This is a genomic window from Thermoactinomyces sp. CICC 10522, assembly GCF_016055075.1.
GTDB lineage: Bacteria > Bacillota > Bacilli > Thermoactinomycetales > Thermoactinomycetaceae > Thermoactinomyces_A > Thermoactinomyces_A daqus.
This window is the reverse complement of the sequence record NZ_JAECVY010000007.1, coordinates 1-22182: the sequence shown is the minus strand read 5'-3', so window position 1 is coordinate 22182 and position 22182 is coordinate 1. Positions and strand designations below refer to the sequence as shown.

At 49.4% G+C, this 22182-nt stretch carries 23 protein-coding genes, 1 rRNA gene and 1 other annotated feature; of the genes, 1 reads left to right on the top strand and 23 read right to left on the bottom strand.

All coding sequences use genetic code 11. From position 1 onward, the window contains the following. Nucleotides 1-58 precede the first annotated feature (58 nt). From spoVG to I8U18_RS10900, 14 genes are all read right to left on the bottom strand, one after another. Entirely contained in the window at nt 59-361 is a 303-nt protein-coding gene (gene spoVG / locus I8U18_RS10965; RefSeq protein WP_033100700.1) for a septation regulator SpoVG, read from the bottom strand. 118 nt (nt 362-479) lie between these two features. Further along, nucleotides 480-854 carry a RidA family protein gene (locus I8U18_RS10960; protein ID WP_033100733.1) on the bottom strand — a complete coding sequence of 125 codons (375 nt, stop codon included), beginning with the start codon at nt 852-854 and terminating at the stop codon, nt 480-482. Then, nucleotides 854-1684 carry a pur operon repressor gene (gene purR, locus I8U18_RS10955; RefSeq protein WP_033100701.1) on the bottom strand — a complete coding sequence of 277 codons (831 nt, stop codon included), beginning with the start codon at nt 1682-1684 and terminating at the stop codon, nt 854-856. The genes I8U18_RS10960 and purR overlap by 1 nt, the downstream gene beginning before the upstream one ends. Nucleotides 1685-1724: 40 nt before the next feature. Beyond that, nucleotides 1725-2618, bottom strand: a complete 894-nt coding sequence (ispE, locus tag I8U18_RS10950) for a 4-(cytidine 5'-diphospho)-2-C-methyl-D-erythritol kinase (protein ID WP_198064760.1) — start codon at nt 2616-2618, stop codon at nt 1725-1727. A 175-nt stretch (nt 2619-2793) separates the two neighbouring features. Beyond that, entirely contained in the window at nt 2794-2958 is a 165-nt protein-coding gene (locus I8U18_RS10945; protein ID WP_370589224.1) for a small, acid-soluble spore protein, alpha/beta type, read from the bottom strand. Nucleotides 2959-3105: 147 nt separating this feature from the next. Beyond that, complete coding sequence (locus I8U18_RS10940; protein ID WP_033100704.1) at nt 3106-3387, bottom strand: Veg family protein; 282 nt, start codon at nt 3385-3387, stop codon at nt 3106-3108. Nucleotides 3388-3514: 127 nt separating this feature from the next. Further along, the gene (locus tag I8U18_RS10935; RefSeq protein ID WP_033100705.1) at nt 3515-3988 is read right to left on the bottom strand and encodes a ribonuclease H-like YkuK family protein; all 474 of its coding nucleotides are present in this window, start codon (nt 3986-3988) and stop codon (nt 3515-3517) included. 34 nt (nt 3989-4022) lie between these two features. Then, nucleotides 4023-4925 carry a 16S rRNA (adenine(1518)-N(6)/adenine(1519)-N(6))-dimethyltransferase RsmA gene (gene rsmA, locus I8U18_RS10930; protein ID WP_370589222.1) on the bottom strand — a complete coding sequence of 301 codons (903 nt, stop codon included), beginning with the start codon at nt 4923-4925 and terminating at the stop codon, nt 4023-4025. Continuing rightward, complete coding sequence (gene rnmV, locus I8U18_RS10925; RefSeq protein ID WP_232330957.1) at nt 4913-5479, bottom strand: ribonuclease M5; 567 nt, start codon at nt 5477-5479, stop codon at nt 4913-4915. The genes rsmA and rnmV overlap by 13 nt, the downstream gene beginning before the upstream one ends. A gap of 88 nt (nt 5480-5567) precedes the next feature. Next, nucleotides 5568-6353: a TatD family hydrolase gene (locus tag I8U18_RS10920; protein ID WP_033100735.1), complete on the bottom strand. Its 786-nt coding sequence runs from the start codon at nt 6351-6353 to the stop codon at nt 5568-5570. A 17-nt stretch (nt 6354-6370) separates the two neighbouring features. After that, the gene (lepB, locus tag I8U18_RS10915) at nt 6371-6922 is read right to left on the bottom strand and encodes a signal peptidase I (RefSeq protein WP_033100736.1); all 552 of its coding nucleotides are present in this window, start codon (nt 6920-6922) and stop codon (nt 6371-6373) included. Nucleotides 6923-7214: 292 nt separating this feature from the next. Continuing rightward, nucleotides 7215-9197 (bottom strand): methionine--tRNA ligase, encoded by a 1983-nt coding sequence (gene metG, locus I8U18_RS10910; RefSeq protein ID WP_033100707.1) that lies wholly within the window; start codon nt 9195-9197, stop codon nt 7215-7217. Nucleotides 9198-9243: 46 nt separating this feature from the next. Further along, nucleotides 9244-9478: a binding site (T-box leader), on the bottom strand. 135 nt (nt 9479-9613) lie between these two features. Then, on the bottom strand, nt 9614-11449 hold the full coding sequence (locus I8U18_RS10905) for an ATP-binding protein (RefSeq protein WP_198064759.1): 1836 nt from the start codon (nt 11447-11449) through the stop codon (nt 9614-9616). A 36-nt stretch (nt 11450-11485) separates the two neighbouring features. Continuing rightward, the gene (locus tag I8U18_RS10900) at nt 11486-12436 is read right to left on the bottom strand and encodes a DNA double-strand break repair nuclease NurA (protein WP_033100709.1); all 951 of its coding nucleotides are present in this window, start codon (nt 12434-12436) and stop codon (nt 11486-11488) included. Nucleotides 12437-12829: 393 nt separating this feature from the next. On the opposite strand from I8U18_RS10900, the gene I8U18_RS10895 reads away from it, so the two are divergent. Beyond that, nucleotides 12830-13102 carry an AbrB/MazE/SpoVT family DNA-binding domain-containing protein gene (locus tag I8U18_RS10895; RefSeq protein WP_033100710.1) on the top strand — a complete coding sequence of 91 codons (273 nt, stop codon included), beginning with the start codon at nt 12830-12832 and terminating at the stop codon, nt 13100-13102. A gap of 314 nt (nt 13103-13416) precedes the next feature. On the opposite strand, the gene nagE is transcribed toward I8U18_RS10895, so the two are convergent. The 9 genes from nagE to rrf form a co-directional block, all read right to left on the bottom strand. Then, nucleotides 13417-14877 carry an N-acetylglucosamine-specific PTS transporter subunit IIBC gene (nagE, locus tag I8U18_RS10890; RefSeq protein ID WP_198056028.1) on the bottom strand — a complete coding sequence of 487 codons (1461 nt, stop codon included), beginning with the start codon at nt 14875-14877 and terminating at the stop codon, nt 13417-13419. Between the two features lie 184 nt (nt 14878-15061). Then, entirely contained in the window at nt 15062-15934 is an 873-nt protein-coding gene (rsmI, locus tag I8U18_RS10885; RefSeq protein ID WP_033100711.1) for a 16S rRNA (cytidine(1402)-2'-O)-methyltransferase, read from the bottom strand. Beyond that, entirely contained in the window at nt 15925-16194 is a 270-nt protein-coding gene (locus tag I8U18_RS10880; RefSeq protein ID WP_033100712.1) for a GIY-YIG nuclease family protein, read from the bottom strand. The genes rsmI and I8U18_RS10880 overlap by 10 nt, the downstream gene beginning before the upstream one ends. Nucleotides 16195-16291: 97 nt before the next feature. Then, on the bottom strand, nt 16292-16651 hold the full coding sequence (locus I8U18_RS10875) for an initiation-control protein YabA (protein WP_033100713.1): 360 nt from the start codon (nt 16649-16651) through the stop codon (nt 16292-16294). 51 nt (nt 16652-16702) lie between these two features. Further along, nucleotides 16703-17533, bottom strand: a complete 831-nt coding sequence (locus tag I8U18_RS10870) for a PSP1 domain-containing protein (RefSeq protein WP_033100714.1) — start codon at nt 17531-17533, stop codon at nt 16703-16705. A gap of 331 nt (nt 17534-17864) precedes the next feature. Further along, on the bottom strand, nt 17865-18494 hold the full coding sequence (gene tmk, locus I8U18_RS10865) for a dTMP kinase (RefSeq protein WP_033100716.1): 630 nt from the start codon (nt 18492-18494) through the stop codon (nt 17865-17867). A 33-nt stretch (nt 18495-18527) separates the two neighbouring features. After that, nucleotides 18528-19940 carry an aminotransferase class I/II-fold pyridoxal phosphate-dependent enzyme gene (locus I8U18_RS10860; protein ID WP_232330966.1) on the bottom strand — a complete coding sequence of 471 codons (1413 nt, stop codon included), beginning with the start codon at nt 19938-19940 and terminating at the stop codon, nt 18528-18530. Nucleotides 19941-20486: 546 nt separating this feature from the next. Beyond that, a complete protein-coding gene (locus I8U18_RS10855) occupies nt 20487-20690 on the bottom strand; it encodes a sigma factor G inhibitor Gin (protein ID WP_198059213.1) in 204 nt (67 codons plus the stop codon). Between the two features lie 1396 nt (nt 20691-22086). After that, nucleotides 22087-22182, bottom strand: a 5S ribosomal RNA gene (gene rrf, locus I8U18_RS10850); the annotation flags it as partial.

The following is a 22182-nucleotide window of genomic DNA, read 5'->3' as shown; positions in this document are numbered from 1 at the left end:
GCAACAAAAAAGAACCCGGGGCACGGGTTCCTCTTCCTGATTTATCATTTTCCAACCATCACAAAGCTTTTTGCGCGTTGATATTCATCTGTTCTGCCGCTTCGAGTTCGCCGGCCTTGCGATACTCTTCCAGAACAGCCGCCTCGATCTTCTCCCGGCTGACCGGAGAAATCGGATGGGCAATATCGCGAAATTCGCCATCCGGAGTCCGTTTGCTCGGCATGGCAACGAACATCCCGTTATTGCCATCGATCACTCGAATATCATGCACCACAAACTCGCTGTCAATCGTAATCGAAGCAATCGCACGCATTCGACCTTCACGGTTGACTCTGCGTAAACGCACATCAGTAATTTCCATCTGATCCCACCACCTGTTTCCTATGATGACTAATCATTTCTAAATTACCTATTCGAGGCGACGGGACCAATTCCTCCCATAAATAGACAGTATTAGTAAATTTCTCTTGTTTTCCAATCTATTTCTTCTTGGCAATGACCTCCATCTCAATCAGGACATCTTTGGGCAAACGGGCAACTTCTACGCAGGAGCGAGCCGGCTTATGCCCGGAAAAATATTGGGCGTAAATCTCATTGATTTGCTGGAACTGATTCATGTCTTTTATGAAAATCGTCGTTTTAATGACATGGTTGTAATCACTTCCGGCTGCTTCCAGCACAGCTCCAATATTTTTAAGAACCTGGTGCGTTTGTGTCGCAATATCGGATCCGGCTAGTTCCCCCTCGGGCGTGAGCGGGATCTGCCCGGACGTGAAAATCAACTCTCCCAGTTCAACCGCCTGTGAGTAAGGACCGATTGCCTGCGGCGCTTTTTCCGTTTGCACTTGTTTGATCATGCCCATCTCTCCCTGTTAAAAATATTTCCCAAATCGACTTGTACTCTCCGTTCCTTCACATCCAGTTCCCTGACTTGGACCAATGAGGCATAAGCGTCGACCAACCGTTCCCTGGCCGGGGCTTCCAGCATCACTCCGACACCGACGACCTCTGCGTTAAACTCGTTCAGAAGATCGAACATCCCCCGCACCGTGCCACCCGCCTTCATGAAATCATCGACAATGAGCACGCGTGAACGCTCGGACAAGCTCCGCTTTGACAGAGACAGCTGCCTCATCCGTTTGCCTGAACCCGACACTGTGTTGACCGTCACAACCGATCCTTCCGTCACCCGATAGTCATAGCGCGCTATCACCACGGGGGCGCGAAGGTAAGCCGCTGTCGCATAAGCGATGGGGATTCCTTTGGTTTCGACGGTTAAAACGGCATCGATTTTTTTGCCGCCGAATACCGAGGCGAAAATGCGGCCCATCTCGTTGACCAAGGTTGTGTCTCCCAACAGGTCGGAAAGGTATAAAAACCCTCCCGGCAAAATTCGTTCGGGATTGCTCAGCCGCTCGCACAATCCTTGAATCACGTGAAGAGCCTGATCCCGGCCGATATCCGGAATATATCTCACGCCGCCTGCCGCACCGGCCACCGTCTCTAATTCGCCATTTCCTTCTGCTTTCAACACTTCATCAATGATGTCCAAATCCTCACTGATCGAAGATTTGGCCGCATGGTATCGCTCAGCAAAAGTCGTAAGCGGAATTAAACGGTATGGCTGGACCAGTAATTGGCGGGTCATGTCAACCAGTCTCGCGCTCCGTTTCCACTTATCCATTCCATACCTCCGAAGTCCTAATATTCCTGACCGAAATATATCATTTTGTTCGGATTCCATCAAGCACACTTTCCGTGCGTACTCCCAGCATGCGCACGCAATAGACTTGCCAGCAAAATCCCCGAAGGCTGTTTACAATCCGTCTCGCCCGCGATTCTTGCCTTATCAGGGCAAAAACCGTGGGTCCGCTGCCGGACATTAACACGCCATCGGCTCCGAACTCTTTCATCTTCTTCTTGATCTTGCCCACATCCTCATGCATTTCCATCGTCACCGGCTCCAACACATTCCCCAACAGACGAACCATGTGATCGTAATCTCGTTTTCTCAGCGCCTCTGCCATTTGTTCTGTTTCCGGGTGCTCCGCGATTTCATCCACTTTCAGACGTCCGAATACATCCGCCGTGGAAACGCCGTGCCCCGGCTTGGCCAGCACGACCCAGCAGGGCGGCGGCGGAGGCAACGGGGTGAGGATCTCTCCCCGTCCTCTGGCGATTGCAGTGCCTGAATAAACGCAAAAAGGAACGTCCGAACCGATTTCCGCTCCGATGGCTGCCAGTTCTTCATCGCTCAAACCCAGCCCCCATAACCGGTTCAGCCCGCGCAGGGTTGCCGCCGCATCGCTGCTTCCCCCGGCGAGTCCCGCTGCTACCGGAATATGTTTATCAATTCGGATATGTATCCCGCGCTTGATCCCGATTTTCTCTCTCAGAAGAACGGCGGCGCGATAAGCGAGATTCCGTTCATCCTGCGGCACGAGTCCCGAACTGGATTCCAGTGTGATGGACGAGCTTTCCTTTTCAAACAAATCGATTCTGTCAAACAGATCGACTGTCGTCATCACCATTTCCAGTTCATGGTATCCATCCTGCCGTTTATAAAGGGCATCCAGTGTCAGATTTATTTTGGCCGGTGCTTTGACTGAAACGAGCAATTCTCTTCCCCCCAGTGCACCAACTGATGATTTCTCCGTTGTTTAACAAGAGCGGTTGACCAGACTTTCCTTATTTTATCACGATCGGTTCGCCAGAAGTATGAAAAGAAATCGGGTGTAACCATCCAGACAAGAAAAGCCCAAGGGAAATATCCCTTTGGGCTTCTTACCCTGTTTACTTTCCTGAATCTCTCGCAGCCAAATGTTCTTCGGCGATCTGAATCGCCCGTTTCACCATGTTTCCCGCATCGCGGGTTCTGATTCCACCCCAGCCTTCACGCTGAACCACATCGTAAAAGCCGAGGTCTTTGGCCAACTCATACTTAAAGGCTTCTGACATCACTCCACCACGCCGACGTGCCAAGTGATCCCCTCCTTTTCGGATTCAAGAACAAGTCACAGGGCATCCCTAGTATGACAAATTCAACGCATTTTTATGTAAGCGCTTTCGCATCGTGAAAAAAAGAACACACCGAAATGTGTTCCATTATTGAGATGTTTTCACGTATTTCACGGGAATTTGTTCGTTATTGTTATTAAAAACAGTGAGTTCCACTGATTCTGTCAGTATATCTGCATAGCTGTAAGAAACTCGGTTGAAAGAATGGTCTTCATCCAACTTGACAACGAACACGGAGGGGTAAGTCTCTTCGAGAATCCCGGTCCGTTCAACGGTCTTACGGCGTCCGCTGTTTGCTTTTAAGCGGATTTTTTGTCCGATGTATCCCTCAAGAGTACACTTGATTTCGGTTAACGCGTTTTTGCCCATTGGTCGACCACCTCACTTATAGAAGATTATACTACAAGCGAGGTGCAAAGTCAAACGAAGTATTATAGCAGGGGGACAAACTTCTTGTCAATGGGATTCTGCATAATTTTTTGCCATAAAATAAGACTCACTTGGTAAAACGGTCAGCCACGGCACTGGCCGCAAAAGATTCCGGCTTGATCTTGGCCGTATAGCCGACAGACGTGACCCAACCGACCACTTCCTGAATCAGTTTTCTCGTCTCCCCCTGCTGCCCCACATCCAAGTGGATCTCCATCGGAATGTTGACGGAAAAACCAAAGAACCCTTTTTCCTTCAGCAGTTCCACCACTTTCAAACTGTATTCCGTCTCGCGATAAATGCGGTAACGGAGATCACGCATCGCGTTATGGCGAATCTTCGCATAGTAGAAAGTGGCACCTTTGCCGATGCGCTGCACAATTACGGCCGTGACGTAGATGGTCTCCCGCTCGCGCGTTTGCGAGTCGGTGCCGATCACCATCTTATAGCTGGCCTTCGGGTCTTCCTGAATATATTCCTTAATCTCCGCAATCATGTGATCAAGACTGCGTCGGCCCTTACGAGGATGATAAAAGTTCACGGAAAAACCCCCAACGATTTAGGATGGTTTGATCCTACACGTCGAGTCTGAGGTTCGTATCCGCTTTTGCATCTATTACTTCGGTTAATCGTGCATATTCCGCCAGGTCTAATGTTTCTCCGCGTCGTTTCGGATCAATATCCGCCTCACGAAGCAACCTCTCCACTTCCGCTTTGTCCAGGCTGGTGAGGAGATTGGCATGAAGCGAATTCAACAGAGTTTTGCGCCGCTGAGCAAAAGCTGCTCGCACGATTTTGAAAAAGAGTGACTGATTTCCAACTTCGACCGCAGGTTGATCGCGGATGGTTAAACACGCCACTGCGGAATCCACCTGTGGACGGGGAACGAAAACATGACTTGGAACGCGGGCCACTTCTTTTGCTTCAGCAAAATACTGCACCAGTACGCTCAGCGAACTGTAATCCTTCGTTCCCGGCTTCGCAGTCATGCGGTCGGCCACTTCCTTCTGGATCATGATGACGATATTTTTGAGCGGCAGTCTCTCCGTGAGCAGCCTGATCACAATCGGGGATGTGACATAATAGGGAAGATTGGCGACCACATGAAGGGAATTCACTTCCTGAAAATATTCATCCACCAGAGCATGAAGATCGACGGTCAAAGCATCTCCATGAACTATTTCCACCTGCGGCCGGGTTTGAAACAAATCCTTCAAAACCGGAACCAACCGGCCGTCAATTTCAACAGCAACCACTTTTTTCGCTTGATCGGCAATGCGTTCGGTCAGAGCGCCGATCCCAGGCCCGATCTCAATCACTCCCGAATCGGGGGTTAAATCCGCTGCGCGAATGATCTTGTCCAGGACATGGGAATCAGTGAGGAAATTTTGGCCCAAGCTCTTTTTTAGTATGATTCCATATTGGTTAAGAATATCCCTCGTCCGTACAGAAATCGGTTTTTGCGTCATCCCTTCCATCCTTCCTCCTCTGCTGCCATGGCTTGCAGCAGTTCTTCACGCGAAATGCACAGCACTTGCAGACGACGGTAAAATTGCTTGGCATTCCCGTAACCAATCCCCAAACGCTCTGCGATCCGTTCTCTGCGTTTGCGCGAATCGCTCCCGCCGGCAAAACCCAATTCATAATATTCTTCCCAGGTGAGCGGCGGCTCTGGCTCCTCCCCGTCCCATTCGGCGCGAACGGACTGGAGCGCCTTGGCAATCGCCTCCGCCCCGGCGTGTTCAATGCCGATTTTACCCTTCCCTGCGGCTTCGCTTTGCGGCAAAAAGGCGTGTTTCACCCCGGCCACATTTTCCGAAATGATGCGCCGGATCCGTTCTCCGGCATAGTCAGGGTCGGTAAACACGATCACTCCCCGCTTTGCCTGCGCCCGTTTTATCTCGGCAAGCACCTCTTCTCCCAGCGCCGAGCCCCGCGTTTCAATTGTATCGGCTTCGACGGCGCGCCTGATCGCCAATGTATCGTTTTTTCCTTCTACGACAATAACTTCTTTCAACTTCGGACGTGACAAAATAAGCTACCTCTTTCCAGGACTGTATTTCAAACTGAACTTTGAAAGAAGGGAGCACTGGACCCAGGCTCCCTTTTGTTTCGCTTCGTCAAGCGTTCAGCACTTTTTCAAGTTTAAACAGACGAATCGCATTGGCCCGGGTGGCCTCGGCCAGTTCTTCCGGGCTCATCCCGCGCAATTCGGCAATCTTCTCGGCCACGAGCCGGACGTATCCCGTTTCATTCCGTTTGCCGCGATAGGGATGCGGCGCCAGATAGGGGCAATCCGTCTCGATGAGCAGACGATCAAGCGGAACCTCTTTGGCCACCTCTTTCGGTTCTTTTGCATTCTTGAAGGTGACAGGACCGCCCAACCCGATCATGAAGTTCAGTTTCAACACTTCCTCCATGATGCGAAGGTCGCCGCCGAAACAATGCATGACTCCTCCCACTTCTTCGGCATGTTCTTCCTTTAGTATGCGCACAACGTCCTCATGGGCATCCCGGTCATGAATGATGATGGGAAGCCCTGTCTCCTTCGCCAGAGCGATCTGCCGGCGAAACACCTGCGCCTGCACATCGCGGGGGGAGTTGTCCCAATAATAATCAAGCCCCATTTCCCCCAGTGCAACCACTTTGGGATGGGTGGTCAGTGAGCGAATCCATTCCAAATCGGCATCGGTGCAATCTTTGGCATCATGGGGATGCCAGCCGACAGCGGAATAGATGAACTCATATTCCTCGGCCAATTTCAGGGATGTCGCAATGGTTTCCTTGTTGTATCCGACATTTAAAATCGTTTGCACGCCATATTCCTCACGCGCCCGCCTGATCACTTCCGCCCGGTCCCCGTCGAATTTGGGATCGTTCAGATGGGCATGGGTGTCAAACAACATCACGGCTGAATCCTCCTCTATCGATGGGTCGCCAGAGACAGTAAATGGATGCGGTTCACCGGCAATACAACCACATCAGCCCGGCCCACTACCGCGCTGATGTCAACCGGGCCGATCATGCGGCTGTCAAGGCTGTTGTTGCGGTTGTCTCCCATGACGAACAAATGGTGAGCCGGAACGATCAAATGCTTGTAACTTCCGATCGCATCATTCATCGCCCCGTTGATATAAGGTTCGTCAAGCGGTTTTTTGTTTCGGTATACCTTTCCGTTTTTAATATCGATCTGGTCTCCCGGCAAACCGATGACCCGTTTGATAAAATCGCGGCCTTCATTGGTATGAAAGACGATAATATCTCCATAATCGGGCATATCGACACGATAAATCCATTTATTTACAATCAGCAGCTCATCGCCTTTCAGTGTCGGTTCCATGGATTGACCGTTTACTTCATACGGGGCAAACAAATACCCGCGAATGCCAAAGGCAATCAACACCGCCACGGCAATGGCCACAAACCACTCCAATGCGGTCACCCATTTTTTCGATGAGCTTTTCGGATCCGCCATCAAAAAACCTCCTGTATGAAAAAATTTCGAACCAGGTTCCATACCAAATTCACTGTCTGGCCGTTTTTGTAATGGACAGACCGTTTTTTCCCCTTGGTTTCTGAAAGCGGAACAGGCAAAAGAAGTTCCTTGCATCCATTTCAAGGAACCGATTCACTTCAACTTCTGGCATAAAAATCACCGCGTGCCGGGGTAGTGGCCCGAAGTGTGTGGAGAATCGGGACATGGCGCCTCCCAACCTCCCGGAACAATCGGTCAGGAGGGCCCGCTCCCTTCTCAAATCATGCTTGGGTTATTTCACTTTGGTTCCGTTGGGAATGTCACCGGAAACCGTCGCCAAAACCAGCCGGTCCTGATCAGAAGCGGCCAGAATCATCCCTTCGGACAACTCCCCACGCAATTTGACCGGTTTCAGGTTGACCACGCAAATCACTTTTTTGCCGATCAAATCCTCCGGCTTATAATGTTTGGCGATCCCAGACACCACCTGGCGCTTTTCCGACCCCAGGCACAATTGCAGTTTCAGCAGGCGATCCGCATTTTTCACCGGCTCAGCCTGGATCACCTCGGCAACACGCAGTTCAACTTTGGCAAACTCGTCGATCGAGATCAGCCCTGCCGCTTCATCCTTCTCTTTTATTGTTTTCTCTGCTTCCGTTTTTTCATCCGGTTTGAGGGTTGATTTGCTGATCATGTTTTTAATCTCCTCCACTTCTGTTTTAACATCGAGTCGGGGAAAAATCGGTTTTCCTTTCTGCGTTTTCGTACCAGCCGGCAGCACTCCAAACTGCTTGAGCGTATCCCATTCGGTCAGCGGGCCTTCCTCTATCCCCAGCTGCTGCCAAATTTGTTTGGGTGCCCTTGTCATAAAAGGCTGAATCAAAATGCCGACCATTCTCAGCACCTCAAGCAAGTGGTAGAGAACCGAACCGAGAACATGCTTCTTCTCTTCATCTTTGGCCAGGTTCCACGGCTGGGTTTGCTCAATATAACGGTTGCCGAAGCGAACCAGTTCCCAGATGGAAGTCAGTGCAACAGAGAACCGGAGGTTTTCCATCGCTTCCTCCACTTTCTCCACCGTTTTTCTTGCGAAGTCGATCAGCGGCCGATCATGCTCAGTGGCTCCTTCAACCTGCTTTGGTACCACTCCGCCGAAGTATTTCTCCACCATGGTCAGGGTCCGATGCAGCAAATTTCCCAGATCATTGGCCAAATCGGCGTTCACCCGCTCGACAAACGCCTCGGCCGTAAAGATTCCGTCTGCGCCAAACGGGACTTCACGCAACAGATAATAGCGGATCGGATCCAATCCGTATCGGTCGATGAGCGGAACGGGGTCAACGACATTTCCTTTTGACTTTGACATTTTTTCTCCCCCGACCATGAAGAACCCATGGGCAAAAACCTTTTTCGGCAGCGGCAATCCGAGAGCCATCAGGAAAATCGGCCAATAAATCGTATGGAAGCGAACGATGTCCTTGCCAACCAGATGAACGTCGGCCGGCCAATACTTTTCAAAACGGGCAGCGAGCGCGGGATCGTCGGACAGATAGCCCACTGCGGTAATATAGTTGGTCAGGGCGTCCAACCAGACATAAACAACGTGCTCCGGGTCGTCCGGCACCGGAATTCCCCAATCGAAAGTGGTTCGGGAAATGCTCAAATCTTCAAGCCCCGGCTTGAGAAAGTTCTGGATCATTTCATTTTTGCGGGATTCCGGTTCAATGAAGTCCGGATTGGCCTCATAATGTTGCAGTAAGCGATCCACGTATTTGCCCATCCGGAAGAAATAACTTTTCTCCCTGATTTTCTGGATGGGACGATTGCAATCGGGGCACTTGCCATCTTTCACCTGGCGGTCAGTGAAGAAGGATTCCTCATGAACACAATACCATCCTTCGTATTCACCCAGGTAAATATCACCTTGGTCAAGCAATTTTTTAAAGATCTTTTGCACCACTTTTTTGTGGCGTTCCTGTGTCGTGCGGATAAAATCATCGTAGGAAATGTCCAGCTTCTGCCACAATCTTTGAATTTCATTCACGTTTTCATCCAAAAACTCCTGCGGGGTCTTCCCTGCCTCCTGGGCCGATTTTTGAATCTTTTGCCCGTGCTCATCTGTCCCGGTCAAGTACATCACATCGTACCCGCGCAAACGTTTGTAACGCGCCATCGCATCTCCGGCCACCGTCGTATAGGTATGACCAATGTGAAGTTTGCTGTTGGGATAATAAATCGGTGTCGTCAGATAAAAGGTCTTCTTGGCTTCACTCATTCCCACATACTCCTTTCCCGTTTTTAAAATAAAAAATCCCGCCCGTCATTGGGGCGAGATCTGTGCACGCGGTACCACCCAAGTTCAGCACCTGCTTTGTCGGCAGATGCCCTCAGACGCCTTTTAACGTCGGCACACGTTCTTCCCTAGTCCGGAGAACCTCCATTTCAGGAAGAAGTCTCAGGGGCCATGTTCATCCGCTTCCGCTATGCTGGCTTCCACCTGTCCCAGCTCTCTGGAGATAGCGTCCACCGACTACTCTTCCCCTTCACAGACTTTGATTCTTTCCATTGATTACGGATCAAGATCTTTTTCCTATTATACAATAGTCAAAAACGGTTGAAAAGTAAAAGCGGCGCCTCTGCCAAGCTGCTTCTCTCCATAGCTTTTCCAGCGAAAAAACCGGATAAACCTCCCTATCTCTTATCATAGCGCACGGCGAACGGAGTTTCATGCTTTGACAGCTTTCCCTCAAGGGTTAAACGTTCCAGTTCCTGTTTCAGGCGATGCACATCCCAGCTTAACCCGCAGGCACGATTGATCTGGGCAACCGCTCCGACCAGATCGGTATCAAAAAGAGGGAGCAACCCGGCCAGGACGCCCAGCAATTGATCATCCTGTTTCTCGGCAAATTGCTTGAGTTCATCAAAAGGATTGGACAAATGCGGGCTTTGTGTATAAGCGCAGCGGATGCGAATAAAGATCGTACGTCCAAACACGGCCGAGGAAACAAACGTATCTCCGGAGCGCAGATAGGGAAGCCGTTTCCCTTCTTCCGGCGTCAAATCCGTTTCTTCCCGCAACGTGGCAATATCGGTTCCCCGCACAGTGCGGAAAACAAATTTGGTATTCAACTGCGCAGTAATCGTCTCATCCAAAAGCGTTGGTCGCTGCGTGGCGAGAAAGAGAAACACTCCGTATTTTCTTCCCTCTTGGGCAATCTCTTTCAAGATCGCTTTCGCCGGAGATTCGAGCGCCTTGGGAGCAAAATTGTGCGCTTCATCCGTCACGACGATAAACGGCGGAAAAAATTTCGCTTCCTCCCCGTTCATGCGGGCATCTTTATATTCGCGGCGCTTCCGGTACAAGGAGCCGATCACATAGGTGGCAAACACTTGCAAAACCCATGTGCTCCCCTGAATCACCACCAATTTCCCCTGTTCGAGGCCTCGTTCGATCGCCCGGATATCCTGTTGGAACAATCCCGCCCTGTCAAGCCGCTGCAAACGCCAATGGACCCCTTTGACAGAGGAGAGCGGCAATGTTCCATACTGCGCCAACAGCTGCTTCAAGTCGTGGATGCGCTGCACATCGGTCGGAGTTAAATCCGCATTGTTCAACTGCCGTTCCAGCCCCTGTTTTCCCTCCTCCAACGCCTGCACCAGATTATTGATGCGGTCACTGAAGGAAGCAAAGGAATCACGCTTCCGATGGAGCATCTGGATCACATTCACCATCGCGTCAGACAGTTGGCTACCGGCAGCGCCCAAAAGTTCGGTCACATCGCGCGTCGACAGATCGGAAAAGGAAATACCCACTTCTTGCCCGATTTGCACGGCGATAAAGCGATCGGTAAAATCGTCCCCTCCTTCCACTCCCGGAACGCGGTCACGAAAATCCATCTCAAAATGCGGATCAAAAACCAGTGTCGGGATGCGCAATTTCATGAGTTCCTCCAGCATCACGCGCAAGCCGAACGACTTCCCCGACCCCGAACCGCCAAAAATGCCGACATGGGGATATTGCTGCATCGTTTTGATATCAAAGATAAAGGGAACGCCCCGCTGCTCCCTGAGCGCTCCTTGTTCCATGATCATCACCCGGTTTCGCAAATCGGGGGTAATCGTTTCCGACATCGATTCGGTTCCGCGAATTTCACCGAGCAGCATCCCCTCTGACGGCGTTGTCTTCACCAGCAGATCGCGCACTTCGGCAAATTCCGGCAAACGGACGGAACAGCCGGTGCGAACGGGATGCGGCGCCTCTTCATATAAGCGCAATTTGGCCAGATTGATTTCATCGGATTCGATATCATATCCGATTTGTTCCAGGGAACGGATCACCTGGGCATCCACCAGGGACTTGTCCAGACCCATCGGGATCAAGCGGTTGTAGGATAAAGTTTCCACCACTTCCCCCCGCGGATTATTCAGGGCATTGTCTTCAATAACCAAAATCTCATTGATGCGAAATTTACGCTCCCGCGACACGATATATACTTCCTGCTGTGTTGTGACCCCAACGACCTGCATTCTCATCTCTCCCTTTCCATCGCGTATTTTGTCCCGTCAAATCATGCGTTCACTCCGCTTTACGGCCAGCAGGCGATGACGCAGATCAGCGTCGATATACTTCTCAACCATCGTCTCGACCAAAGGGTTGGTCACCCGCACCTGGTTATCGACAATATCCAGCCAAAAAGGAATGCCCCGGCCCTGTTCCGGCGTCAGGCTGTAAATCAACCGCGCCAGAGCCAGCCGCTCTTCCCGTTGGGACATCAGCCCGTCCAAACCAATCGGCTGGGGACTTTTCGACGAGCGAAAGGCCATTTTCCACATTCCGCTTCCGGCCGGACTCCACTCCTCCCATTCAAACGCTTCTCCCACATTTAACACGCCATAGAGCAAATCGCGATCAGACCAGGCGGGAAATTCCGGAAACAGTTCCTTGACCAGCCGGCGCGTGCTGATTTCTTCGGCCGCGCCCACGATCAGAATTCCCCGATCCTCGGCGATCCTGGCCAATTTCTCCCACTCTTCCGCATCATCGATATAAAAATGCAGAAGTGACCCGTCCATGATCACCACCCGCGCTTCCCACTCCCGCATCGCCTCACCAGCCACCCTCATTTCCAGCGCCGATAAAATCGCTCCCCGTTTTCGGGCCTCCCGGGCAGCTTGTCCCTCTTCTTCCTCCTCTTCAAGCAGCGGGGTGTATACATCTGCAGCCCACTTTTCTTCGCCCAGCGTTCCTTTTGCCAACGCTTGAAATACAGATAAAGTCCGGGTTTGCGAGCCGCGGGTGGAGTTGACGGAACCATCGACTCCGATCACGGATCTCCCCTGTAGCCAATCCCGCATTTCTCCGTCTTCCCATTTTTCAATCCGGTAAAATGATCCAACTTCACGCAGGCGGGCGCGGATTTTCTCTTTGTCGAACGCAGTCGACGGATAGATTTCACGCAGGGAATCATTTAATTTTTTCAGTTTCCATTTTAACTCCTCCGATACGGGCAGCATGTCTTTTCCTCCTTTGGTCCTTCATTGTCAAGAATCTGCCATCTAATAATCCCGAGTTTTCTTACCCTATTTTTTCAGATTATGATAAAGAAAGGAAAGGTATTTTTGGAAAAACAGTCTCATTTAAGCCCGGAACCGACACAGAATAAACTTAAGATAAAAATAATATTTATATATTAAATGTTTCATGCTGATAAAATAAACTTTTTTTGACTAAGAAATAACTATTCTTTTACATGATTAAGGAATTTTCTATAAAAATCCTCTAATTATATTGACTGTTATGGGAATGGTTGGTATGATGAGTTTGACGTCGATGTCGAAATTTGACGTCAATTTAAAGATAAAAACAAAACCCAAAACCAAAATCAAAACTGAGAGGGGATTCCGGATATGTTGAAATCTACTGGTATTGTTCGCAAAGTTGACGAACTCGGCCGCGTTGTCATTCCAATCGAATTACGCCGAACGTTGGGAATTGGTGAAAAAGATGCTCTGGAAATCTATGTAGACGGAGAACGCATTGTTCTGAAAAAATATGAACCGGCTTGCATCTTCACCGGCGAAGTGGATGAAACGATCCGCTACAAGAACAAAGTCGTGAGCAAAAAATGCATTGAAGAAATGTACCAACTGATCCACGGTGAAAAAGTGACGGTAGAATAAAGTTAAATCTGCCAAAATCTTCATTTACCATTATCTCATGCATCCGCCTTTTTTCCTATAGATGAAACACGTTATTCCCAGCATCATCCGCAACACTTACGCACTTAATGAGGATACATATTACCTGCATGGGAAGTGGCGAGGAAGAACTTTGAAAATATTGTGTCAACCATATTGCCGTTTTATCAGGCGGAGATTTACGAAACGCCTGCTTCAGCAAACGCAAGCAGGAAGTCATCCTTCCTTGGAGATTTTGATATGCCGGCACAGAGTAAAGCGGTTGCCCTTCGTTCACGGGCAACCGCTTTCTTTTTTTACTCCTTTTCGGGTTTTTCCGCTTCCTCCGCCTTCTCCTGTTTGGCTATTTCCAATATGCGTTCCTTCAATAGTTCAGATTTTGTGCCAAACACAGCCTGAAAATTGCCCGGCCCCACCTGTATCACACCGGAAGCCCCCAATTTTCGCAATTGGTCGCGATCCAGCTTTTCTTCATTCTTCAAAGTCATGCGCAGGCGGGTGATACAAGCATCCAGATGTTCGATATTTTCCTTTCCGCCGATGGCCTCGAGAACCTGGCGCGCCAGTTCATCCTCTCCTCCTCCGGCTCGTTTCCCCTTTTCTTCCGCTGCATTTGCCGTTTCATCCTCTTCATCTTCACGTCCGGGTGTCTTCAGGTTAAAGATGCGGATCATGAAGCGGAACAGGACGTAGTACAGCACAGCATAAATCACGCCGATGACCAACAACAGCAACGGCTTGGTAGCCAGATTGTAGTTGAGAATATAGTCAATCGCCCCTGCCGAGAAGGTAAAACCGTGGCGGATTCCCAGCAGATCGACAACCGCCATGGAGACCCCGGTCAGAATGGCGTGCACCACATATAAAATCGGCGCCACAAACATGAACGAAAACTCGATCGGTTCGGTAACCCCGGTCAAAAAGGCAGTGAGAGCCGCGCTCACCAGCACACCGTACACTTTTTGGCGCTGGGACGGCCGGGCTTCATGCAACATGGCAAAACACGCAGCCGGCAAGGCAAACATCATGATCGGGAACATCCCGGCCATGAAGATTCCCGCAGTCGGGTCCCCATGCAAAAACCGGTTCATGTCTCCCGTAACCCCGTGATACGATCCGACATTAAACCAGACAATCGTGTTAACAATATGGTGAAGCCCAAAAGGAATCAGCAAACGATTCAAAATCCCGTAGACAAAGACTCCGACGGCACCCGCACCGATCAACCAGTTTCCGGCACTATTAATCCAGTCTTGAACAGTCGGCCAAATGAATAAGAAAATAATACCTACCCATACCATCACAAAAGAGGTAATGATCGGAACAAAGCGTTTTCCGCCAAAAAACTGCAACCAGTCGGGCAGTTTAATTTTGTGGTACCGGCGATAAAGCACTGCTGCGATGGCCCCGGAAATGATCCCACCGAGAACTCCGGTATCCAGTTTCATCGTCTTGGTGCTTCCCAGATCGACCACCTGGCTTAACACCAGATATCCAACGAGAGCTGCCAGTGCCGCGGCACCCGCCTCTTCCGCCAATCCGATGGCCACCCCAACTGCAAACAGGACGGGCATATGGTCCGTAATCGCACTCGCACCACGGGTCAGAATTTCGCCTACATAATAAATAATACTTCCTTTGGCGAAGTATTTCGGGTCGGACAATAACGCGCCCAGGCGGAGCAAAATCCCCGCGGCCGGCAACACGGCGATCGGAAGCATCAATGATTTTCCGATGCGCTGCAATGACCCTAAAATACCCCCTCCTCGTCGTTTGCTCAAACTCTTACACCTCCGTTAGTCTATTTCCAGCCTGTCTGCCGCGACTTTGGACATCCAAACACATACTTTTATTATACATAGAAAGTTAATTTTCCTGTCATATTTTTTATATTGACTGAGGATAATACCTGGATGACAAAATGCCTTCTTTCAGGCAAATTCAGTTCCGGTGATAGGTATTATAAACCTCTCGCTTGGGCAGGGAACGATCTTTCGCCGTTTGGGCGATCGCCTCTTTTTTTGACATCCCCTTTTTTATATAAATCTCGACATGGTCTTCAATCGCAAGTGATTCCCACCATGCTTCCTCTTGAGATTCCTCTTCTTCCTGAAGATCTCCGGATACGACAATCGTATATTCCCCGCGGGCTCCATGCTCCTTTAAGTAATCCAAACAGCGGTCAATGTCTCCGCGCAGCCATTCCTCATGCTTTTTGGTCAATTCCCGGCAGATGGCCAAACGTCGGTTGCCCATCACTTGCCGAAGATCGGCCAGCATCTCGGTGATCCGGTGCGGAGATTCATAAAACAGCAGGGTGGCCGGGGTCCTGGCCCAGCGTTGCAACTGCGCCCGTCTCTCTTTAGTTGACCGCGGCAAAAAGCCGATGAACAGAAAAGGTTGGGTCGGCAATCCTGAAGCAACGAGCGCAGCCAGAGCGGCATTCGGGCCGGGGATCGGAACCACCGGAATCTGATGTTGGACGGCATCCCGAACCAATTCTTCTCCCGGATCGGAAATTCCGGGCATCCCCGCATCGCTGACCAGGGCTATTTTCTTCCCTTCCAAAAGCTGATTGAGCAGTTGGGCTCCGCGTTCTCTTTTATTATGTTCATGGTAACTGATCAATTCCGTATGAAACTGAAAAACCTGGAGCAACTTTCGCGTATGCCGTGTATCTTCAGCTGCAATCAGGTCGACTTCACTCAGGATCTCCAACGCTCTCGGACTCATATCCTGCAAATTGCCGATCGGCGTTCCGACGACATAGAGAATACCTCTTTTTTCTTCGGCAAAACTCTTGATCACGTGCATCGCTCGGTTCCCCTTTCTGCGATTAATCTCCATTTTTCCTTCCGTGACATCTTTTTAATCTCATGCTCCCGTTTCAGGGCCCACGATTTGCTCGTGCCCGCTTCATAATACCGCAGAACCACCGGCAAGCGGGCGCGTGTATATTTGGCCCCTTTTCCGAGACGATGCATTCGCAACCGCCGCTCCAAATGATTAGTCATCCCTGTGTATAATGTACCGTCCCGACACTCCAGTATGTAAACATAATAGGAATCGGCCATTTTCTTCCTCCATTTGGGCAAAGAAAAAACGCCGGCTTCCGGCACCGGACGGGTCTGGTGGTTACACCATACTCGAATTGGTACCACTTTGCCAGCGTCATTCTTCCTTGGATGATTTATTGAGAAAGGCGATACAAAACAGGCAATCTCCCTCTCCGCGCAACCGACCATAATGAACATTGCATATATGAAACCCTTCTTCATATAAATCTGCGAGATGATGAACCCCTTTACCTGCGGCTTCTTCTTTTGGTGGAAGCGTCTTTTCTTCTGTTTCGCCTGAAGGTGAAGAGAACCTGGCTTCCAGCTCTTTCAGCCGTTGGTTCTCCATCATTAATCGGGTATTATCTTCGATTAGTCCGACAATCTGTTCTTTCAGCCCGGCTAATTCCTTATACAGTTCACCGATTCGCTCTTCAACGCGAGCGACCTGCTCAAAGATAGCTTCTTTGTCCAAGCCCCCCCACCTCGTTTATCACCAAAAGCGGTTAATATTCGTGGTTTCCGGTCATTTATAGCTTCCGCTCGTCTGCGGAGACTCTGTCAGTTTGATCTCTTCCAAAGAATGTTCCACCAACGCCCCCGTTTGAAACAGTTCCACTTGCACCCGCCGCTCCAAGAGGTTCAGCAAAACCACTTTTCCATCTCCGTTCGGCGTCAACACATTCTCACCGAGATCGGGCAAAATTTGCTTCGCTTCATCATAAAGGTCGTTTTCATATTTCAAACAGCACATTAACCGGCCGCAAAGCCCGGAGATTTTAGCCGGATTCAGGGATAGATTCTGATCTTTTGCCATTTTAATCGAAACAGGCTCAAAGTCTCCCAAAAAAGACGAACAGCAAAGAATCCGTCCGCACGGGCCAATTCCGCCCAACATTTTTGCTTCATCCCGTACCCCGATCTGCCTGAGCTCGATACGGGTCCGAAAAACCGCAGCCAAGTCGCGAACCAATTCGCGGAAATCGACACGTCCATCCGCGGTGAAATAAAAGATGATTTTATTGCGGTCAAACGTGTATTCTGCATCAACCAACTTCATTTCTAAACCATGTGTTTGGATTTTTTCATGACAAATGGATAAGGCCGCTTTTGCTGCCTGGCGATTTTCTTCCATTTGTTCAGTATCTCCATCCGTGGCAATCCGTAATACCTTTTTAAGGGGCAGTACCACTTCATCCTCCTTGACAAAACGGATTCCCGTCACCACATGGCCGTATTCAACTCCCCGCACCGTTTCCACGATGACATGGTCCCCGCGTTGCACTTGTAAATCGGCAGGGTCAAAAAAATATATCTTACCCGCTTGTCGAAAGCGAACTCCAATCACTCTTAGCACTTACAGCGTCCCTCCTCTACCGCCCAACCTATTTTCCGAGTACGGCCAGAGGTTGCATCGTATCAGCCTGTCGCTGACGAAAAGCGATGATCTCTTTTTTGTTCCATCCAAGAAATATTGATGCTTTGCCGGTTTTGTTTGAATACACGCCTCCCAATTTATTCAAAATAAACCCGTTTGGATCATCTGATCTATCCGTCAATTTGTTCATTGATTCTCACAGGATTCTGTTAAAGAATCTCATATACCATTCTATCATTCACAGTAAAAATTGAGCAAACATCTCATTAAGTAAGAGCTGGAAATTCGTCCCGACAGCATCATTCTCCCGTCAATCTTTCACCAAGTTGAGGATGTCTTCGGCCAGCTGCCCGAATATCTCTTCTTTGCTCAAGCATGCATCCAGCTTGCGATAACGTTCGGGGGCGCTTTGCGCCAAAGAGAGAAACCCTTCACGAACCCGTTCATGGAATAATTTCTCTTTCAATTCCATCCGATCCTTCTTTCCGCCGCGATTCTTCATCCGGCTCTGGCTCATTTCCACGGGCAAATCAAGCAAATATGTACGATCAGGTTTCAGGCCGCCGGTTGCCCATTCGTTAATCTGAATAACCTCCTGAAGATCCCACTGCGCCCCGTAACCCTGATAAGCAATGCTGGAATCAACATAACGGTCGCATAAAACAATCTTGCCTTGCTCCAGCGCGGGGCGAATCACTTGATCCACCAGTTGGGCCCGGGAGGCAGCGTACAGCAGAATTTCGGTTCGCGGCCTCATATCGGAAAATTCCGTGCTCAATAAAATCTGACGAATTCCGTCTCCAATCGGTGTACCACCCGGCTCACGCACTGTGATGCATTCTTTTCCCTTCAGCCGCAAATAATCCTCGAGCAGTCGGATTTGTGTCGTTTTTCCGGCCCCTTCCGGCCCTTCAAACGTAATAAACCTACCTTTCCCCATCCTTGTCGCACCTCCTCGCTTCGCCGTCAAGATTTAAAGGAGCACCTCCACCGCCGGTGTGTCGGAAGAACGAATACCGCGCACGTTTCCTCCACGCCGGATCACATCGCACAAAAAGTGAAGAACCTCTTCACGCAATTCCTCTCCAGGTAACACAAGAGGAATCCCTGGCGGATACGGAGTGATCATTTCTGTCACAATCTCACCCGCGGCACTGGCCAAAGGAATCCAGCGCCTTTTTCTCCGCCTCAGTTCATCGAACTCCACCTTCGCCTGGGTATGTATGGAGAAGCTCGGTAAATTGAAAGAAGGTTCCTTGGGAAAATGGGAAATTTCCCTGTCCAGCCGCCTGAGAACCTGCTCAAGCCTGCTCAGCTCGCTTTCTGTTGTTCCAGGCGAAAAAACAAACAACACTTTTCGGTGGTCAGCCAACTCAGCATAAATTCCCTGTTTATTTAACCAATCGGCCATGGCATAGCCGGACACTCCTGGATCGGCAACTAAAGTCAATTTTAACGGATCATGAGGGCTGAGAACAGAAACCTCATGTATAAAAGAACCGTTTTTTATATTTCCCCGGAAATGATCCAGGGCAATTAACAAACGTTCCAATTCTTCCTTTCCCTTCGTGGCGATCCATCGTCTGGCCAAGTCAAGAGAAGCCATCAACGGATAAGAAGGGCTGCTTGATTCGATCATGCGAAGCCAGCGCATGATATCCGCGATATTTACTCTTTCTCCTTGAGCGTGCAGCATTGAGGACATCGTCATGGAGGTGAGCAATTTGTGCGTGGACTGAATGGAAACATCGGCTCCTTGGTCGATGGCCGACAGCGGGAGACGCGGGTGAAATCCAAAGTGGGCTCCATGTGCTTCATCGACAACCAGCGGAATTTGATGTGCATGGCAAATCTCTGCGATTTCGCGCACATTCTGGACAACTCCAAAATAGGACGGACTGGTAATCACCACCCCTTTGGCCTGTGGGTACTGACGGATCATCTGTTGAACCGTATCCGGGGAAATCGGGATCTCCATTCCGTTTTGGTCAAATTCGCATGGCAGATAGCGCTGTTTTGCCCCGGCCATCATACATCCGTGAAACACAGATTGATGGCAATTGCGCTGAATAATAATCTCTTCTCCCGGACGACAGAGGTGAAGAATGGTCGCTAAAATGCCGGCGGTGGTTCCTCCCACCAGAAAAAGAGTATGTTCTGCCCTGAATGCTGCAGACGCCAACTGCTGCGCTTCCAAAATCGCTCCTTGCGGATGGTGTAAGTCATCCAGTTCCCCCACCTCTGTTAAATCCAATTGCAAAACGGATGCAAACCATTTCTTTCCGGCATCATCAAATGCCTGACCTTGTTTATGACCGGGAACATGAAAATTGCCCGTCGAACGGTTGATATGCCTTATCAAAGCATCAAACAACGGCGCCTTCATCTGATCCACTTTCGCGCCACCTCCTTCCTATTTATATAAAACAATTCATGGCAAATGGGCAAGCAAAGTTAAAGTACGCCCTCACTCAAATCCGCAAGCAGCTTCTTGAAGAATAGAGAAATCCTTTCTGTCACAGAGGGATCATTTTCCGTGGTCCGCTTGGGTTTGCAACCACCCACCCAAATAAAAAAGCCGGCCCCTGGAACATTGTCCGACAGCCGGATAACGGATGAGGTGAGCGGATGGTGAACAGAATCCCCTGTCTTTTCTGTCAAGATGAAACCAAGTCAAATTGGAGAGATTTAGCGCTCCCCGTTTTCAGGAAATATGGTTTGAAAAAATCCGTCTCTGTGATGATCATCGCAACTTCTTGAAGGAAACCGATGTCCCGGTATCTGAATTGCGCTGCTCGAAAGGGCAGGGAACAAAACCACGCAGCACAAATATCCGCGACAGGCAAATGAATCGCCCTTTACCCATCCTCTCTCGCGAGGATTCGCTTGTTTTCGCCAGACGGCAACAGAGGCTTCACCTCTCAGTAAAAAGTTAAGGTGCTTCATATAATGTTTTTCCCTGATGATTCCAAAATACCCTTAAACGCCAAACATAGTAGCCATAACGCAGATCATCAACGGTACTGCGCGCCAACTCTCTTTCACAGAGGGTACAGATATATTGATCCAATAAAGGTAACATTTCATCGCGAACCTGGTCACAAATGATACAGTGATAGGGCTGCTTATTCTCCATCTCAATCGCCCGCCTTTCCCTTTTGTTCACATCATTTCCAAAAGGGCAATGATTTAAACAATAAACAATGACCAATAGCCCTGTTTTTTGAGGAAAATTCATTATGGTTGCTGTCAGGGATGTGTTGATGTTTTGCATGGTATTGCTCCAATTCCGGTTGCCCGGGCCGCTTCTTGTGTGGAGAAAGCTTAGCGAATAAAATTCATTGCTTCCATTTTTCAGGGATTTCATCAACAAAATTTTGTCCGTCTGTGAGTGGATGATTACCGACACAAACAATTCCAGCGGCAGGCGACTGCATCGAAAAGCAACCAAACTCCCCTGCTTCAACGCACTTCAGGCGAAAATGACAGTCATGAAACTCCGCTGAAGTCAACCTTAGATCCGGTCGGTCAGTGGGGCACCTCTACCCTGGCAATTTTGTTTACTTCTGATCCACTGTATATACCGTAAAGAGATAAACATTTTCCAAGAAGAAGGATATCTCCTGTCGGGAGGTGGCACAGTTCTTGTTCAGGCATTCCTTTCCTTAACCGGATTTCCCTGATAAACCATCTCCCGTTTTCTATAACCTGTCAAACATCCTACTCCCTATGCTTATTCATCACCCTATTAGAATATTTTCGTCATTTGCGTAACAGGCTAAATGAAAAAGGAGGAAATCTGATGCTTACTCCAAGATGGATTGTCATTTTCATTTTTGCTATTTTTATTCCTCTAAATGCACTGCTCAGAAGCTATTTACGTATTAAATATGAAAACACAAGATCCAAAACAAAGTAGAAAACAAGTGATGCTCTGCTGTCTCCCAGCCAATCCTCGGCACATGCTTCTTGATCTTTTCTTTCTTTTATCCTTCCATTTTAGTAGAAAAATGCTAACCGTTTCCCAACTACACTACCACGGAACCCTAAACGCTAACAAAGACTCCTGGTCGCAGTGAACGTCGGTATCGTATCGTCGAAGCGATCCATTCTGCAATTTATCAGTAGAAGCAGTTCACAGCGTCTCCCTTGAATAAAACCAATATTTTTGAATGAGACCAATATTTTCAGCTAAATTGAGTTGTCTCAGCTCAATCGCGATTAAAAATTAAATCTGTAATTTCCTTAAGCCGGATTCCAAACCAGATTCCCCAAGCCTGGTAAAATTGTACTTTGGAGAAGCGATTTCCCGCCCCTATAACTTGTATCCCATTTGGATGAATCCGCAAATCTGAGGAGAACATCGGGGAACATCCTCAGGATTTCCGCGAGGATTCCCGACGGAGTGAATGAAATACGCTCAAAAACAGATGGCGATGGGAAAGGATGGAGAAGGAGGATGAATCGAAGGAAATAAAAATAACAAAGACAACAATGAAAAAGCCACCTCGTTGGAGGTGGCTTGTATCTTTGCCTGGCAACGACCTACTCTCCCAGGGGTGAACCCCAAGTACCATCGGCGCTGGAGGGCTTAACTTCCGTGTTCGGGATGGGAACGGGTGGATCCC

What these genes read in the sequence shown, in the direction of transcription:
- spoVG (WP_033100700.1), bottom strand. Translation starts at nt 361, where the DNA reads ATGGAAATTACTGATGTGCGTTTACGCAGAGTCAACCGTGAAGGTCGA.
- purR (WP_033100701.1), bottom strand. Translation starts at nt 1,684, where the DNA reads ATGGATAAGTGGAAACGGAGCGCGAGACTGGTTGACATGACCCGCCAA.
- I8U18_RS10945 (WP_370589224.1), bottom strand. Translation starts at nt 2,958, where the DNA reads ATGTCAGAAGCCTTTAAGTATGAGTTGGCCAAAGACCTCGGCTTTTAC.
- I8U18_RS10940 (WP_033100704.1), bottom strand. Translation starts at nt 3,387, where the DNA reads ATGGGCAAAAACGCGTTAACCGAAATCAAGTGTACTCTTGAGGGATAC.
- rsmA (WP_370589222.1), bottom strand. Translation starts at nt 4,925, where the DNA reads ATGGAAGGGATGACGCAAAAACCGATTTCTGTACGGACGAGGGATATT.
- I8U18_RS10920 (WP_033100735.1), bottom strand. Translation starts at nt 6,353, where the DNA reads ATGTTGTTTGACACCCATGCCCATCTGAACGATCCCAAATTCGACGGG.
- lepB (WP_033100736.1), bottom strand. Translation starts at nt 6,922, where the DNA reads ATGGCGGATCCGAAAAGCTCATCGAAAAAATGGGTGACCGCATTGGAG.
- metG (WP_033100707.1), bottom strand. Translation starts at nt 9,197, where the DNA reads ATGAGTGAAGCCAAGAAGACCTTTTATCTGACGACACCGATTTATTAT.
- I8U18_RS10905 (WP_198064759.1), bottom strand. Translation starts at nt 11,449, where the DNA reads ATGCAGGTCGTTGGGGTCACAACACAGCAGGAAGTATATATCGTGTCG.
- I8U18_RS10900 (WP_033100709.1), bottom strand. Translation starts at nt 12,436, where the DNA reads ATGCTGCCCGTATCGGAGGAGTTAAAATGGAAACTGAAAAAATTAAAT.
- I8U18_RS10895 (WP_033100710.1), top strand. Translation starts at nt 12,830, where the DNA reads ATGTTGAAATCTACTGGTATTGTTCGCAAAGTTGACGAACTCGGCCGC.
- rsmI (WP_033100711.1), bottom strand. Translation starts at nt 15,934, where the DNA reads ATGCACGTGATCAAGAGTTTTGCCGAAGAAAAAAGAGGTATTCTCTAT.
- I8U18_RS10880 (WP_033100712.1), bottom strand. Translation starts at nt 16,194, where the DNA reads ATGGCCGATTCCTATTATGTTTACATACTGGAGTGTCGGGACGGTACA.
- tmk (WP_033100716.1), bottom strand. Translation starts at nt 18,494, where the DNA reads ATGGGGAAAGGTAGGTTTATTACGTTTGAAGGGCCGGAAGGGGCCGGA.
- I8U18_RS10860 (WP_232330966.1), bottom strand. Translation starts at nt 19,940, where the DNA reads ATGAAGGCGCCGTTGTTTGATGCTTTGATAAGGCATATCAACCGTTCG.
- I8U18_RS10855 (WP_198059213.1), bottom strand. Translation starts at nt 20,690, where the DNA reads ATGGAGAATAAGCAGCCCTATCACTGTATCATTTGTGACCAGGTTCGC.